The organism is Halomonas almeriensis (genome assembly GCF_030409235.1).
In the GTDB taxonomy this organism is placed as follows: Bacteria; Pseudomonadota; Gammaproteobacteria; order Pseudomonadales; family Halomonadaceae; genus Halomonas; species Halomonas almeriensis.
The window spans coordinates 96,935-112,454 of sequence record NZ_JAUFPO010000004.1 but is presented as its reverse complement, the minus strand read 5'-3'; the positions used below and the strand labels follow the sequence as shown (position 1 = coordinate 112,454).

The window sequence follows — 15,520 nt, the reverse complement described above, 5'->3', positions numbered from 1 at the left end:
CTTCAGCCCTGTGGCCGAGGCGCTTCACCGATGTCCAGTGCCTGCTCGTAACGCCCCTCCTCGGGCAGCGTGAAGCTCACACTGCGACTCTCGTCCAGCCAGCCGTTGACCTCTTCGATGGCGCTGACATCGAGCGTTCCCGACTGCTGGCGCAGGTTCAACAGGTTGATGACGTAGTCGTAACGTGCTTCGGCATGGTTGGCGATGGCATCATAGAGGCTCTGTTCGGCATTGAGCACATCGACAATATTGCGGGTGCCGACCTCATAGCCGGCACGCGTAGCTTCCAGGGCGCTGCGGTTGGACACGATGGCCTGCGAACGAGCTTCCACCGTCGCCACATTGTTACTGACCTGGGTAAAGAGCGAGCGCACCTGCTGCACCGTATTCCGACGCTGGGCCTCGAAATTGTACTGGCTGGACTCTAGCTCATAGGTGCTCCGACGAATCGCGGCGCTGGTACGCCCCCCCGTGTAGAGCGGCATGCTGAGATTGACGCCGACCTGCGCAGAGGAGTCCTGGCCATCCAGGGCATCATTGTCGCTGTCCGCCAGCTGATAATTGGCAAAGGCCTCCACGACCGGCAGACGCTGGGCCTGCGAGACATCCACCGTGCTGCGCGCCACCGCCACACCGGCCTCTTGCGCCAGGACGCGCGGATTGTTCTCCAGAGCCCGCTCGACCCAGGCATCCCGCACGGCCGGCTGAGGCGGTGTCACCGACATACTCTCGCCCAGCGACTCGATGCTCTGGTAGCGCTGTCCGGTCAGGCGCTCCAGCGCCTCGAAGGCCACCTGCAGGTCACTTTCGGCGGCAATCCGTTCGGCACGCGACTGATCATAACTGGCCTGCGCCTCCTCGACTTCGGTGATGGCAATCAGGCCGACATCGAACTGCTCTCGCGCTTGTTCGAGCTGGCGGCCGATGGCGCGCTCTTGTGCCCGACGGGCCTCGAGAATCTCGTGGGCTCGCAGAATGTCGAAATAGGCGGAGGCGACATCGATGAGCACCTGTTGCTCGGTCGCCGCCAGCTGATAGGTCTGCTGATCAACCTGCCGCTCAGCCCGTTCCACCTCGGCACTGTTGACGGCGTCAAACAGGGCCTGGGTCGCATCAAGCGACAGACGGGCACTGTTGAAACGGTCGTCTCCGGCCGAGGTGCCACCCGGCTGACCAGCCGTTTGAGAGTCGAACTGTTCGTTGTGGGTCACCTGGCCGGAGGCGTTGACCTGAGGCAGCAGATCCGCCTGCTGCACATCCTGTCCCGCTTCCACCGCCTGGGTGTCGGCGCGTGCCGCGGAGAGGTCAGCATTGTTGTCCAGCGCATCACGAGTGATGGTCAGCAGGTCGGCGGCGTACGCCGGGCCAGCCATCAGGGAGGCGACCACCATGGACAGCAGGGTCCGTCGCGCCGGACGAGCAACACGGCACGCCAGCTTCACGGGACGAGAAGGCATCATCGGCAGGGTCCTTTGGCAATTCATAAAAAGATTTACATACATTGTCGCATGTTTCCGCCGCGACTTCATGACAGGCTAAACAGGCCGAGTGAAGATTTTGCGATTCAGGCGCGGATTTCATCGAATATCCCGGAGGGGCCATGCCCACCCTCCGCCGCTTGACCACAGGACTTCCGGTAAGCGCGTGGTTGTGGATCACGCAGGCGGCAGCTGGACCCACCACTATGATCCGCGCATCGGTGAGCAGTTCATCCATGATACGCCCCGCGACATGTGGCAGGTCTGGGAATCGCTGCGCTGCCCGGTGATGGTGGTGCGCGGCGCGTCATCGACACTGCTCAGCGCTGAGAGTATAGACAAGATGCGCCAGCTTCGCCCCGGCCTGGTCAGCCTCGAAGCCCCGGAAGGCGGCCATGCACACATGCTCGATCGGCCGAGTCACGTGGATCCGGTCCGGGCCTTCCTGACGAAACCCGCCGAGGAAATCGACGCACCGCCCTACCGCTTCCGCAAGCGCCTGTCCTGGTGGAAACGCTGGCTACGCTTCGGCCGGTCATTGCGTTGACAAGCTGCAGACGTCCTGCGGGAAATGTCCGGTACCGAGAACTAGGGTGCTGGCTGCTCCACGCGAACCAGCGCCCGCTCCACGCCGCGGCGATAGGCGCCACCGAACAGCAGCAGATGGTTGAGCAGAGGGTAGAGCTGGAATAGCGCTTCGCGGCGCGGCCAGTCGTCCGGCTCGCGGCCGTCCCAATAGGAGCTGAAGAAGGCCTTTCCGGGGGCGCCGAACAGGGTCAGCATGGCCAGATCGACCTCGGGGTAATGCCGATAGACCGCCGGGTCGATGATCGCCGGGCCACGCGCGGTGAAGAGCACATTGCCCGACCACAGGTCGCCATGCACCAGGCTGGGCGGCGACGGCGGCAACCAGGTGTCCAGATCCCGGGCCACGCCTTCCAGTCGCGCCCTCAGCTTGCCATCCAGCAGTCCCCTATCATGACAGGCCTGCGCCAGCGGCAGCAGGCGTCGCTCACGCTGAAAGGCACGGCCGTCCGTCAGCGGCTGGTTGGGCTGGGGCGTCAAGCCGCAGGCATTGTCGCGATGCCAGCCATGGGCGGCACCGCTCGACGCATGCAGGTCGCGCAGCCCCTCCCCCAGGGCGGCCTCGTCACGCTGCCCGGCACCTGCCTGCTCCAGCGCCTCCATGATCAGCCAGCCCTCGCCTTCACCGAGCACCTCGGGCACCACCAGCCGGGTTGCCGACTCGCGCAGCGCCCGCAGTCCCTCGGCTTCGCCGGACAAACGCTCGGCATCATCGCGCTTGATGATCACCGGCCCCTGGCGGGTATCCAGCCAGGCCACCGAGGCGCTGTCGCCTCCACCCAGCGGGTGCGGCTCGCCTCGCGGCACCAGTGCCAGGGATGCCAGCATCTCGCGTAACGGGGTTTTCATGATCTCACTCCTTGGCGTCTGGTGGGAAAACGGGATGACAGTCGCCACGGCGACATCCGACAATCAGAGCCAGCCATCGAATCCACGACACACGAGAGGTGAAGCTGCCATGTACAAGCTGGCGTTTTTTGTCCCCCGGGAGGATGCCGAAGGGGTCAAGGAAGCGGTATTCGCCACCGGCGCCGGGCGCATCGGCGACTACGAGGCCTGCTGCTTCGAGACACCCGGTAGTGGACAGTTTCGGCCACTGTCCGGCGCCGACCCGCACATCGGCCGGGTCGGCGACCTGGAGACCGTCAGCGAACTCAAGGTCGAACTGGTGTGTGATGATGCCCTGATCCATGATGCCGTGGCGGCGCTGCGTCAGGCTCACCCTTACGAGGAGCCCGCCTTCGATGTGTGGCGCCTGGAAGCGATCTAGGCGCCCGCGCCCCGGTGGTCATGCCGAGCCGAAGTAACGCTCGCGATCCTCGGGAGTGATATCGCTCTGGTGCAGGGGAAACCCCTGGTCCGCGTGGCGATCCATGTAGAAGTGGCGCAGCGTGCGCTCGATCGTCGGGAAGGCCAGTTCATCCCAGGGGATCTCGTGTTCCTCGAACAGCGCAACCTCGAGGCTTTCCGCTCCGGCAGCGAAGCCGCCCGCGAGATCGGCCAGGAAGATCATGTAGACCTGGTTGATGTGCGGCAGGTCAATCAGGGTATAAAGTCCCTGCAGAGACACGTCCGCACAGGCCTCCTCCTGGGTTTCCCGGGCCGCCGCCTGCTGGGTGGTCTCGGCGTTCTCCATGAAGCCCGCCGGCAGGGTCCAGTAGCCCTTGCGGGGCGCGATGGCACGTCGGCACAGGAGGATCTGCGAGCCACGCACCGGCAGGGTGCCAGCAATGATGCGTGGGTTCTGATAATGAATACTGCCACAGGCATCGCACAGATAGCGCGGTCGGTCATCGCCTTCAGGGACCGCTAAGCGGACCGGCTGGCCACAATGGCTACAAAAATTCATGGTACTCCCTGACGAGCCGTTCGCTAGGCGTCGGCCCGAACTTGACGCCGCCTTGGACGGCTGGGTAAAAGGGATCAAACTCGACGGAAAGCCCATGTTAGAGAAACTTCGCGAGCGCCTGCAAGCGCAGCCTCCCCGACGCCTGGGACTCGACCTGCCGCAGGCTGCCGTACTGATACCGCTGGTGACTCGCGCTCAACCGACACTGCTGTTCACGCGCCGCGCCGCCCACCTCGCCACCCACAGCGGCCAGGTCGCCTTCCCCGGCGGCAAGCGTGAACCCGGTGATACCAACCTGCTGGCCACCGCGCTGCGCGAATCCCGCGAGGAGATCGGCCTGGCCAGTGACCGGGTCGAGATTCTGGGCCGGCTCTCAGACGTCATTTCGCTGCATGGCATCCTGGTCACCCCCTATGTGGGAGCCATTCCGCCCGACCTGCCGCTGACTGCGGACCCCGCCGAGCTGGATGCCATCTTCGAAGTGCCGCTGCGGCACTTCCTCGAGGATCGCCGGACCCATACCGATGTCATCCCTGTCGACGGGCGTGATCATTACGTGCCCAGCTACCGCCAGGGCGAGCACACCATCTGGGGGCTGTCCTCGATAATGCTAGTCGACCTGCTGGCCAGGGGCTTCAACATGTCGATCAGCCTCTTCCAGCAACCGGCGGGGCCACTGCAACATCACACGCTGCGCCGAGAACCCATGGCATGACAGGTCCCTGTTCCTCGGGCCAGCCGCCGCTGGCCCATGAGCGCGTGGACGAGCTAATCGACGGTCTGGTCGAGAAAGGCTGGTATGTCGGCCGCGATTTTCTACCGGATGCCCTGTGCCAATCGCTGCTCGCCGAACTCGACGACAAGACCCGGCGTGATGCGCTGGTGGCCGCCGGGATCGGACGCGGCGACCAGCACCATCTGCGCCGCGATGTCCGCGGCGACGCCATCTACTGGCTGGACCGCGAGAGTCAGGCACAGCGGCGCTATCTGGAGACCATGGCAGAGCTGCAGCAAGCCCTGAATCAGGCGCTGTTTCTGGGCCTCTTCGAGTACGAGGCGCATTTCGCACGCTATCCACCGGGCAGCTTCTATCGGCGTCACCTGGACAGCTTTCAGGGGCGCGCCAACCGCATCGTGTCCACCGTCGGCTACCTGACGCCTGACTGGCCGTCGGATGGCGGTGGCGAGATGGTGATCTACTCGCCCAATGATGACCGCGAAGTGGCCCGCGTCCTGCCGGAAGCCGGCACCCTGGTATGCTTCATGGCCGAGACGATTCCCCACGAAGTCCTGCCCACGTACCGGCCACGCGCCAGCATCGCCGGCTGGTTTCGCCGCAACGCCTCCCTGGGTGGCCTGGTGGACCCGGCACGCTGATTCGGGTCAGGGGTCGCGGCGCATCACGGACAGCACATCGCCGACCCGCAGGGCAGCATCCACACCGGCCAGCGGGATGGCATTCTGACCGAAGAAGGCCCCCTTCCAGCCCGGCTGCGTATCCATCTCGGCGAGCGTCTTCAGGGGCTCCTTGGGTGACGGCGCCTCACCGCTACGCTGGTCTTGGGTGATGATCTTGCAGCGCTTGCAGGGCTTGCGCAGGCCCAGTCGAACACCGCTTGCCTGCAGCTGGATATCATCCCACTGGCGTTCGTCGAAGGCCGTGCCGCCGGCGACCACGATGTTGGGACGAAAGCGGCTCATGGGCACGGGCCCTTCGCCCTTCTCGGCCAGCCGGGTATTCAGAGCACTCAGCGAGGCGTCGGACGTGACCAATACGGCATAGCCATCGGCGAAGCCGGTATGGGCCTTTTCTCCGCGCAGATAGTCGGGCTCGATGGCGCGTCTGGCCTCATCCGGGAAACGCACCAGGCGCAGTCCACTGCTGCCGAGCGGACCCAGCACCCGGGTCAGCCAGCGCGCCGCCTCGGGGCCTTCATCGATGGCCTCACACTGATCCTTGAAGATGCGCACCTCGAGTCGCGGCGCCGACGCCTCGGGTTCGAGGGCCACCGACAGCGGCTCCTCGACGGCATCATGCTCCAGTACCAGGGCATCCGGCGTGAGGCGAACCCTCACCTGGGCCATGGCAGCGAGTTCGCGCTGGGTCACGAAGCGGTTGTCATCGTCGACGATCATCCACTGCCGATCGAAGGCCAGGCCTCGCTCGGTCAGGATGGCCTGGTCCAGCGCAATGCCCCGCAGGGACTTGACCGGGTAGATATGGAGTTGCGTGATCTGCACCTTACCTCCTTGCGGTGGCGCATTACGGAAAGTCCACAGAGATACGGGGCAGCGGCGGCCGGACCGCGGCGTCGTGGAATGGCATTACCCTGGCCGACTGAAGGGGGGGGGGAACGAGTGAGCCACGCCCGCAGGATGCAACAGCCGACGACATCAGAACGACGGTTTGCGCTTTTCCACGAAGGCCGTCATGCCTTCGGTCTGCTCTTCACCGGCAAAGCACAGCGCGAACAGGCTGTTTTCGAGCGAAAGGGCTGTGTCCTGATCCTGGTCCATGCCCTCGTGAACGGACTGCTTGGCGCTGCGGACTGCCTGGGGACCATTACCGCCCAACTGGCTGGTCAGCTCCACGGCATAATCCTCGAGCTCACCCTGGGGCATGACGCGATTAACCAGGCCGATGCGCAGGGCTTCCGCAGCATCGATCTTGCGGCCGGTGGTCACCAGATCGAGTGCCATGGCCGGCCCGACCCGCCGCGGCAGCCGCTGAGTACCGCCGAAGCCGGGAATCACACCGAGCTGCACCTCCGGCTGGCCGAACACAGCATTGTCACTGGCCACCGCCCAGTCACAGGCCAGCGCCAGTTCACAGCCACCGCCCAGGCAGAAACCGTTGACCAGCGCGACCACCGGAACCGGCAGCGATTCGAGGCGCTTGATGGTGGCCTGGGCCCCGGCGGCGAACTCACGCGCCTGCTGGGGCGTCTTGTCGCGCATCTCGGTGATGTCCGCGCCGGCCACGAAGGCCTTGTCCCCCGCTCCGGTGATCAGCACCGCGCGCAAATGAGAACGGGACTCGAGGTCCACCAGGACCCGTTCCAGTTCGGCGATCAAGTCACTGTTCAAAGCATTGAGGGCCCGGGGACGGGAGAGAGTCAGGCGCACCACGCCATCATGGTCCTGGACCTCGATAAGGGTATCGCTCATGTTGCTTCCTCAGGTTGTCGGAGGCCGCCGTGAAGGGCCTGTTGGAAAGCCGCCCTACCTACCCTAGCGAAGGCCTGGTCGGACGGCAATCGCCGTGTGCCAGCTGCCGGCCAGGACTCAACGGGCGCTGGAGTCCTGGCTCAGGGCATCCAGCCCGGCGTCGATAACCGCACGCTGAGCCCGCCCCAGGGGTAGCCAATGGCGCAGCGCAAAATCCGCCGCCGCCAGCTTGGCGGTATAGAAGGCATCCTGGCTGCCGTCCTGCAGGGCGGCATCGGCCACCAAAGCGGCCTGCCCCATCTGCCAGCCACACAGCACATGCCCCGATAGCGACAGGAAGGGCGTCGCCAGGGCCTGGATGGCATCCTCGCCGTGGGCGGTATCACGCCCGGCATCCAGCACGGCACGCATCGCCGTCCGCAGGTCCTGGGCACCGGCCGCGAGACTCTCGCCCAGGGCCGAGAGCCGTGCATGAGCCATCAGCGCCGCGGCCGTGGCGTCCACTTCATCGATAAAAGACGCCAGGGTCGCGCCGTCATCACGCGACAGCTTGCGCCCAGCCAGATCCAGCGCCTGAATGCCATTGGTGCCTTCATAAATGGCCGCGATGCGCACATCACGCCATGGCTGGGCCGCCCCGGTCTCCTCGATGTAGCCCATGCCGCCATGCACCTGAATGCCCAGGGAGGCAATATCCACGGCCTGGTCGGTGGAAAAAGCCTTGACCACCGGAATCAAAACATCGACCCGCGCCTGGGCCTGCTGGCGGGTTGCTCCATCCACGCCGTGGCGGGCGTTATCCATTTCCGCGGCACAGACCAACGCCAGGGCACGCAGGGCATCCGTGCGCGAGCGCATCGACATCAGCATGCGCCTGACGTCGTAATGCTCGGCAATCACGCAGTCCTGGCCGCCGCGGCGCCCCTGACGGCGCTCCGAGGCATGTGCCAGCGCTTGCTGACAGGCCCGTTCGGCCACGCCGATGCCCTGGATGCCAACCTTGTGACGTGCCGCATTCATCATGGTGAACATCTGGTTCAGGCCACGCCCCGGCTCGCCCACCAGATAGCCGATGGCACCGCCGTGCTCGCCGAAGCTGAGCGAACAGGTCGGTGAACCATGGATGCCCATCTTGTGCTCCAGCCCGGTGCAGGTGACATCATTGAGCTCGCCGGGGTTGCCCTGCTCGTCGACCAAGCGTCGGGGGACCAGAAAGAGCGAGATGCCCTTGTTGCCCCGGGGCGCGTCGGGCAGACGCGCCAGCACCAGATGCAGAATATTCTCGGCCAGCTCGTGCTCGCCCCAGGTGATGTAGATCTTCTGGCCGATGAGCCGATACTCGCCTGCCACTTCCCCCGGCACGGCGCGAGTACGCACCTGTGACAGATCGGAGCCGGCCTGGGGTTCGGTCAGGTTCATGGTACCGGTCCAGCGGCCCTCGACCAGGGGTGGAAGATAGCGGGCACATAGCGCGTCGTCGCCATGCTGGATCAGCGCCTCAATGGCGCCGGCGGTCAGCATCGGGCACAGCGCCAGAGCCATGTTGGCGCCATGCAACATCTCCTGGACGGCGCTGGCCACCACCTCGGGGAGGCCCTGGCCGTCATGGGCCTGGTCGACACCGATGCCGTTCCAGCCACCCTCGGCATAGGCCTGATACGCCTCGGCGAACCCCTCAGGCACGCTCACCCTGCCATCCGCATCCCGTCGACAGCCTTGGTGGTCGCCCGGGGCATTGAGCGGCGCCCAGACATCGCTTGCCAGGCGCCCGGCTTCCTCGAGCACGGACTCGACTAGGTCGGCGTCGACTTCCTCGAAGCCGGGTAGCGATAACACCTGGTGCTCCAGCACTTCATGCAGAATAAACCGATGGTCACGCAGAGGCGGCGTATAGGGGGTCATGCAGACTCCTTGGCGGATAGATGGTGCCCCGAGCTTAGGGTCACGACAGCCACGCGACCATTAGGCCTAGGTCGCACCGGCCATCGGCGGCTCATCCAAATAGACAATGTGCACCTCATGGCGCGGTGGTGGCCCGACCCGCTGACCGGCGCGCTAACCGACAGACGGTCGATCAACGCTTCTGCATCAGCACCACATCGGCATCGACCAGCTCGACGTTGAGGCCGAAGCGTTGCCCGAGCCACGCGAAAGTGGCATCAGCGAAAAAAGCCACATGGGTCGGGTCGCGGATATAATGCCAGGAGGCAAAGGCCTCTCGGGAGCGCACGCGCTTGGTCATCACCCCCAGCCAGCCACCGGCATCGAGGTGCGCGACCAGACGTTCGATCTCGGCGCCCGGGTGCGCGAGGTGTTCGAAGACTTCGGTGGCCGTGATGACGTCGTACTGACACTGCCAGACCGCGTCGTCCGTGGCGTAGAAGGGGTCATAGAGCGCCATTCGATGCCCCGCTTCCTCGAGCATCAGCGACAGGGTCGGCCCCGGCCCGCAGCCGAAATCCAGCCCCCGAGCCGACGCCGGCAGGCGCTCCCGCAGCGGCGTGCATAGCCGGTCGAGAAAGCGCCGATACCCAGAATCCGCGTCATGATTGTCATGGAGGTCATAGACGGCCTTCTCCTCGGCCGCCGAAAGGTGTTGCCATGCCGGCACGAACACCAGCGAACATTGTCCACAGACCAGATAATCGCGTTGTTTATCACGATGATAGCCGCTGGTATCGGGAGAAGCGCATAGCGGACACGTCTGCATCATCGTATTCTCTGGTCAGGGACAACACTCAAGGAGACTTTCATGCTGTCAGGTCTGGATCATCTGGTCATCACCGTGACCGATATTTCACGAGCCGTGGACTTCTACACGCGCGTCTTGGGACTCGATGTGCGCTACCGGGACCAGGAACGTGTCGACCTGATGCTGGGCAACATGGCACTTCGGCTGCACTGGACTGCCACCGATATCGAGCCGCGGGCGGCCACCCCGACCCCCGGCAGCCTCGACCTCTGCCTGCGCAGCCGCCTGCCGCTGCAGGAAGTCCAGCATCACCTGCATGCCCTGTCGGTGGACATAGAGCTGGGGCCCGTCACGCGCCAGGGCGCCACCGGCGAGATCGAGTCCCTCTACCTGCGCGACCCGGATGGCAACCTGCTAGAAATCTGCCGACCGGCACGCTGAAGGCCCGGGTGACGCGACTGGCATCACTGGAGCTGGCAGGTATCATGGTCAAACATTTTCCCATTCACTCCCCTTCAAGGATGACGCATGAACGACAACAGTGCTCAGGACCCCACGGTCATTGAAGATTCACCCAAGCCCGACACCACTATCACCATGGTGATCTATGCGCTGCTGCTGGCGGGCATCGTCACCGGCGGGCTGACCGCGCTGGTCGGCGTGGTCATGGCCTATGTCTATCGTGGCCAGGGGCCGCAATGGCTCGACGAACATTACCGTTATCAGATCCGCACTTTCTGGATGGGCCTGGTGTATTTCGCCGTTTCGGGCCTGCTGACCTTCATTCTGATCGGCTTTCTGACCTGGCTGCTGGCCGTCATCTGGCTGGTCATTCGTTGCGTCAAGGGCTTCAAAGGACTCCAGGAAGAACGTAAGCCGGACAACGTGGATACCTGGCTGGTGTGATGCATGGCTGATCCCAGACCTTCCCACGACTCGGCCCCCCGTCATGACTGGCAGAGCCGCGCCATCGCCACGCTGTGGCAGGGCCTGTCCGGCTGGCGCCCTGCCTCACTGTGGCGCCTGGCCCGCCTGACCGGGCCCTTGGTGGAGCGCCTGAGCAAGCGCGAACGCCGAGTTACCCGCATCAACCTCGCCCAGGCCTATCCCGACCTGAGTCAGTCAGCGTACCAACGGCTGTCCCGGGACAGCCTGACCCATTCCAGCGCGACCATGCTCGAACTGGGCTTCGCCTGGCGCGGCGCGCCGGAGCGGGTCGCCTCCTCGATTCAGGAGGTACACGGCCGTGAACTGCTGGACGAGGCGCGCCGGCAAGGGCGAGGCGTCATCGTGCTGGCTCCGCACTTCGGCAACTGGGAAATCCTCAATTTCTGGCTGTCCAGCCACTTTCCCTTCACCGCCATGTACGCCCCCCCCAAGCTGGCCGCCCTCGACCCCATCATCCGCCAGGGACGCGAGCGTCAGGGCGCCAGCCTGGTGCCCACCAATCCTCGCGGCGTGGCGGCCCTGCTCAAGGCGCTGAAGCGCAGCGAGGCGGTGGGGATCCTGCCCGACCAGGAACCCAACTGGGGCAGCGGTGTCTTTGCGCCTTTCTTCGGTCGACAGGCCTATACCGCCACCCTGCTGCCCAAGCTGGTGGCGCGTACCGATGCCAGGGTGGTGACCGGGGTAGCGCGACGCCTGCCCGGTCGCGGTTTCGCCATCCACTTCCTGGCCACCGACGAGCGTGTTCAGGACAGCGACGAAAGCCGCTCGGCCGCCGGCGTCAATGCCAGTGTCGAGGCAGCCATTGCGCTGGACCCGGCTCAGTACCAATGGGAATACAAGCGCTATCGCAAGACCCCGGAAGAGGAACAGCAGTTGCCGGAGTGGCGACAGTTCCGCCTGTACCGCTGAAGCCCCCGCCAAGGGGATGCAGTCAGGACGTGGAACCTTTGTGCGATATTGTCGACAAAGGTGACGAGATATTGGATCCTCACGATCATTCCTGCGCAACATAGCCGCTCCTGGCCCGACAGGCGCGCCATGGTCGGCGTGGTGCAGGACCCGACATAGTGTAGAGCCGGGGACATCACAACAACGCTCCGGCATGCTCACCACCTCCTGGACCGGCTTGCGCGGGGAAGTGCCGGCGGGACCCCATGGAGATGCGCAACATGCAGTTGCCCAAGCAGATCCTGGCCATGGCGCTGGGAAGCCTGGTGGCGCTGGACGCCGCCGCCTCATCGCACAGCGAGCTGTTCGACCGCGTTGCCAAGCGAGCAGAGACACTGGCCAGCGAGCCCTATGAAGACGCCGGATCGGAAATTCCGGAAGCGCTGTCCGAGCTGAATTACGATCAGTATCGACAGATACGCTTTCGCCAGGAGCACGCCATCTGGCGCGATCAGGGGCTGTTCGAGGTGCAGTTGTTCCACCCCGGTTTTCTCTATGAGAAACCGGTCGACATTCATCTGGTCGAACCCGACGGCGAGGCGCGACCATTGCCCTTCGATACGTCACGTTTTCGCTATGACGAAGCTGTCGAGCACCTGGCCGAGCGGGACTTCGACGACCTAGGCCATGCCGGCTTTCGGCTTCACTACCCACTGAACAGCGGCGAATACCACGACGAGTTCATGGTCTTCCTGGGCGCCTCCTACTTCCGCATGATCGGCCGCGGCCAGGGCTATGGACTGTCCACGCGCGGCCTGGCCATCGACACCGCGGAACCCCAGGGCGAGGAGTTTCCTGCCTTTCGCGAATTCTGGCTGGTCAAGCCCGAGCCCGACGCCACCCGGATGACCGTCATGGCCCTGCTCGACAGTCCCTCGGTGACCGGCGCCTACCGCTTCGACATCGAGCCCGGCCGTCAGACGATCGTCGACACGCACGCCAGGCTGTTCGCCCGCGAGGATGTCAACAAGCTCGGCATGGCGCCACTGACCAGCATGTTCATGTATGGTGGTCTGGGCGGCTATCCGGCCGACGATTACCGCCTGCGCGTGCATGACTCCAGCGGTCTGGCCTTACACTCCGGCCAGGGCGAGCGCATCTGGCGGCCCTTGAGCAACCCCGAAAAACTGCATATCTCGAGTTTTCAGGATACCTCGCCCCAGGGCTTCGGGCTGGTGCAGCGACCGCGCCACTTCGAGGGCTACCTGGATGCCGAGGCACGCTACGAAAAACGCCCCAGTCAGTGGGTCACACCACTGAGTGACTGGGGCGAGGGCCAGGTCGAGCTGGTCGAGATTCCCTCGGACAGTGAAGCCAACGACAACATCACCGCCTACTGGGTGCCGCAGGAACCGTTCGAAGCCGGCGAATCGCGCAGCTATCGTTATCGGCTGCAAACCTTCGGCGCCACGCTACCCGACCAACAGCTCGGCCACGTCATTCGCAGCCGTCAGGGCTGGGCGGCACTACCGGGACAGGACGACCCGCCGCCGCCCAGCCAGCGGCTCTTCATCGTCGATTTCCGGGGCCCCGCCCTGGAGGGACTCGAGGCCGACCAGCCGGTCGAGTCACAGCTGACCACCTCGAATGGCGAGATCATTCAGCAGTGGGTACAGCAATTGCCCGATGGAAAGACCTGGCGCGCCAGCTTCCGGCTCGCCCCGGAGGAAGGCACGCCGGCCGACATGCGACTGAAGCTGACGCTGCGCGGCCAGCCGCTGACCGAAACCTGGAATTATGTCTGGTATCCCGATGAGCGCCGCTGAGTCCCGGGCCATGGTGGCTCCTGTCCCCTTCCGGCGCACCCGGCGGCTGATTTTCGCGCTGCTGGTGGCCGCCACCACGATGCTTGGCCTGTGGACCATGTTCCGCATTCTCCATGTCGGCGGCCTGACGCCACTCGAACTGGCGGTGATGGCGTTGTTCACGGTGACCTTCGGCTGGATTGCGGTCGCCTTCTGGAGTGGCCTTATCGGTTTTGCGCTGTCGATCATGCACCGCGACCCACTCAGCCTGGCCCGGGCCGGCGAACCCCAACCGCCGGACACGGCCCACTCGGTCACGGCCCTGGTCATGCCGATCCACAACGAGGATGTCGAACGCGTGGCGGCGGGCCTTGAGGCCACCTGCCGTGACCTGCCGCCTCAGACCGCCGCGCGACGCATCGAGGCCTTCGTGCTCAGCGACAGCACCGATGCCGACTGCATCGCCCGCGAGCAGGCAGCCATGGCAGCCTTGCAACAGCGACTGGCCGACCACTGCCGGCTGCATTACCGCCACCGCGACAGCAATGCCGGACGCAAGGCAGGCAACCTCGGGGACTTCTGCGAGCGCTGGGGCGCCCATTACGACTTCATGCTGGTACTCGATGCCGACAGCCTGATGAGCGGCGACACCATTCACCAGATGATAGCGCAGATGGAAGCCAACCCGAACCTAGGCATACTGCAGACCGTGCCCATCCCGGTTCGCCAGGACAGCCTGTTCGGGCGCGCCAACCAGTTCGCCGCCGCCGTCTACTCGCCCATGCTGGCCACCGGTCTAAGTTTCTGGCAATCCGATGCCGCCAACTACTTCGGTCATAACGCCATCCTGCGCGTCGCGGCCTTCACCGCCCATTGCGGCCTGCCCGAATTGCCCGGCCGGCCTCCGCTGGGCGGCGATATCCTAAGCCACGACTTCGTCGAGGCCGCCCTGCTGCGCCGCGCGGGCTGGGAGGTGCGCATGCGCACCGACCTGGGCGGCAGCTTCGAGGAGATGCCGAGCCATATCCTCGACTACGCGAAGCGCGATCGCCGCTGGGTCCAGGGCAACCTGCAGCATCTGCGACTGCTGGGCGGCAGCGGCTTGCACATGGTCAGCCGGGTGCATTTCCTGTGCGGTGCCCTGGCCTACCTGTCATCCCTGGTATGGCTGGCGATACTCGTCGTCAGCACCGCCGATGCGCTGCTGCATGCACTGATCGATCCCAACTTCTTCACCTCCGACGCCCAGCTGTTTCCGGACTGGCCGATCTCTCCGCCCAATCTCATCATGCCCTTGCTGGGCGGCACCCTGGCGATGCTGCTGATGCCCAAGGTGCTCGGCGTGGCCCTGGTCTGGCGACAGTCGGCGGCAGCGTTCGGCGGGCGCGCCCGACTGCTCGCCAGCGCCCTCCTGGAAGCCCTGTTCGCCATCCTGATCGCGCCCCTGATGATGGTCTTTCACAGCCGTTTCGTGGTGGAGGTGCTGTGCGGCCGCACTGTGGCCTGGAATGCCCAGCCCCGCGAGGGGCGCGCCCTGCCCTGGCGGGACGCCATTCGCTACACCTGGCCCGGCACTCTGGTGGGCACCATCTGGGCAGGCGTGACCTGGTGGTACACCCCCGGCTTCTTCTGGTGGTTGACGCCCATCTGGCTGGGCCTGCTGCTCGCCGCACCCCTGGTACGCTTCAGCAGCAGCCTGACCATCGGCCAACGCCTGCGCCGACGCGGCCTTCTGCTGGTGCCCAGCGAGACCTCGATCCCCGCCGTGCTGAGCCACCTGGCCGGTCAGGCTCCGTTGGAGGACGCGGCCGAGCTAACGCCGCCGCCCGCGGAATACCGCCGCGCCATGCCGTTGCAATCCTTTGCCGGCGACTGGTCTCTGGCACCGGGTGAAAAGAAGGAGTCCGCCACTGGCCCCTGACCCCCTGTTCAAGCCTCGACGAGGTGTTAGAGTAGAGGCTCTCGCTTGACGGGGTGCCGGTTACACCGGCTGAGATGACGCTCGCCCTCAGGGGCACAGCGTTGATCCCGTGGAACCTGATCCGGGTGGCGGCGACCCATGGTCGCCCGTAAACCGGCGTAGGGAATCAAGCGCAGCGCCCGGTGC

General features: G+C 65.1%; 16 protein-coding genes and 1 riboswitch. Of the genes, 9 read left to right on the top strand and 7 right to left on the bottom strand.

What is annotated here, in order from left to right:
- Positions 1-2: 2 nt before the first annotated feature.
- Positions 3-1,460, bottom strand: coding sequence for a TolC family outer membrane protein (locus QWY74_RS02040; RefSeq protein WP_264823751.1), 1,458 nt, complete (start codon positions 1,458-1,460; stop codon positions 3-5).
- Positions 1,461-1,644: 184 nt separating this feature from the next.
- On the opposite strand from QWY74_RS02040, the gene QWY74_RS02035 reads away from it, so the two are divergent.
- Positions 1,645-2,025 (top strand): alpha/beta fold hydrolase, encoded by a 381-nt coding sequence (locus QWY74_RS02035; protein WP_264823752.1) that lies wholly within the window; start codon positions 1,645-1,647, stop codon positions 2,023-2,025.
- A gap of 41 nt (positions 2,026-2,066) precedes the next feature.
- Here QWY74_RS02035 and QWY74_RS02030 read toward each other — a convergent pair whose 3' ends face one another.
- The gene (locus tag QWY74_RS02030; RefSeq protein ID WP_264823753.1) at positions 2,067-2,912 is read right to left on the bottom strand and encodes a fructosamine kinase family protein; all 846 of its coding nucleotides are present in this window, start codon (positions 2,910-2,912) and stop codon (positions 2,067-2,069) included.
- 109 nt (positions 2,913-3,021) lie between these two features.
- On the opposite strand from QWY74_RS02030, the gene QWY74_RS02025 reads away from it, so the two are divergent.
- Positions 3,022-3,333: a YqfO family protein gene (locus QWY74_RS02025; RefSeq protein WP_141317673.1), complete on the top strand. Its 312-nt coding sequence runs from the start codon at positions 3,022-3,024 to the stop codon at positions 3,331-3,333.
- Positions 3,334-3,351: 18 nt separating this feature from the next.
- Here QWY74_RS02025 and QWY74_RS02020 read toward each other — a convergent pair whose 3' ends face one another.
- Complete coding sequence (locus QWY74_RS02020; RefSeq protein ID WP_264823754.1) at positions 3,352-3,912, bottom strand: NUDIX hydrolase; 561 nt, start codon at positions 3,910-3,912, stop codon at positions 3,352-3,354.
- A 94-nt stretch (positions 3,913-4,006) separates the two neighbouring features.
- Between QWY74_RS02020 and QWY74_RS02015 the strand changes: the two genes are divergently transcribed.
- Positions 4,007-4,627 (top strand): CoA pyrophosphatase, encoded by a 621-nt coding sequence (locus tag QWY74_RS02015; protein ID WP_264823755.1) that lies wholly within the window; start codon positions 4,007-4,009, stop codon positions 4,625-4,627.
- Positions 4,624-5,289 (top strand): 2OG-Fe(II) oxygenase, encoded by a 666-nt coding sequence (locus QWY74_RS02010; RefSeq protein WP_264823756.1) that lies wholly within the window; start codon positions 4,624-4,626, stop codon positions 5,287-5,289. The genes QWY74_RS02015 and QWY74_RS02010 overlap by 4 nt, the downstream gene beginning before the upstream one ends.
- A gap of 6 nt (positions 5,290-5,295) precedes the next feature.
- Here QWY74_RS02010 and QWY74_RS02005 read toward each other — a convergent pair whose 3' ends face one another.
- The 4 genes from QWY74_RS02005 to QWY74_RS01990 all read right to left on the bottom strand — a co-directional run bounded on the left by QWY74_RS02005 (position 5,296) and on the right by QWY74_RS01990 (position 9,793).
- Positions 5,296-6,153 (bottom strand): MOSC domain-containing protein, encoded by an 858-nt coding sequence (locus QWY74_RS02005; protein WP_264823757.1) that lies wholly within the window; start codon positions 6,151-6,153, stop codon positions 5,296-5,298.
- A 153-nt stretch (positions 6,154-6,306) separates the two neighbouring features.
- Positions 6,307-7,080 carry an enoyl-CoA hydratase-related protein gene (locus QWY74_RS02000; protein ID WP_264823758.1) on the bottom strand — a complete coding sequence of 258 codons (774 nt, stop codon included), beginning with the start codon at positions 7,078-7,080 and terminating at the stop codon, positions 6,307-6,309.
- 117 nt (positions 7,081-7,197) lie between these two features.
- A complete protein-coding gene (locus QWY74_RS01995) occupies positions 7,198-8,982 on the bottom strand; it encodes an acyl-CoA dehydrogenase (RefSeq protein ID WP_264823759.1) in 1,785 nt (594 codons plus the stop codon).
- A 172-nt stretch (positions 8,983-9,154) separates the two neighbouring features.
- A complete protein-coding gene (locus QWY74_RS01990; protein ID WP_264823760.1) occupies positions 9,155-9,793 on the bottom strand; it encodes a class I SAM-dependent methyltransferase in 639 nt (212 codons plus the stop codon).
- A gap of 39 nt (positions 9,794-9,832) precedes the next feature.
- On the opposite strand from QWY74_RS01990, the gene QWY74_RS01985 reads away from it, so the two are divergent.
- The 5 genes from QWY74_RS01985 (at position 9,833) to mdoH (ending at position 15,334) form a co-directional block, all read left to right on the top strand.
- Complete coding sequence (locus tag QWY74_RS01985) at positions 9,833-10,213, top strand: VOC family protein (RefSeq protein WP_264823761.1); 381 nt, start codon at positions 9,833-9,835, stop codon at positions 10,211-10,213.
- 87 nt (positions 10,214-10,300) lie between these two features.
- Positions 10,301-10,678: a DUF4870 family protein gene (locus QWY74_RS01980; RefSeq protein ID WP_264823762.1), complete on the top strand. Its 378-nt coding sequence runs from the start codon at positions 10,301-10,303 to the stop codon at positions 10,676-10,678.
- 3 nt (positions 10,679-10,681) lie between these two features.
- Positions 10,682-11,629, top strand: coding sequence for a lysophospholipid acyltransferase family protein (locus QWY74_RS01975; protein WP_290313665.1), 948 nt, complete (start codon positions 10,682-10,684; stop codon positions 11,627-11,629).
- Between the two features lie 260 nt (positions 11,630-11,889).
- Positions 11,890-13,434: an OpgD/OpgG family glucan biosynthesis protein gene (locus QWY74_RS01970; protein WP_264823764.1), complete on the top strand. Its 1,545-nt coding sequence runs from the start codon at positions 11,890-11,892 to the stop codon at positions 13,432-13,434.
- Positions 13,421-15,334: a glucans biosynthesis glucosyltransferase MdoH gene (gene mdoH, locus QWY74_RS01965; protein WP_264823765.1), complete on the top strand. Its 1,914-nt coding sequence runs from the start codon at positions 13,421-13,423 to the stop codon at positions 15,332-15,334. Before QWY74_RS01970 ends, mdoH begins: the two co-directional genes overlap by 14 nt.
- Positions 15,335-15,373: 39 nt before the next feature.
- Positions 15,374-15,517, top strand: a riboswitch (TPP riboswitch).
- Positions 15,518-15,520 lie beyond the last annotated feature (3 nt).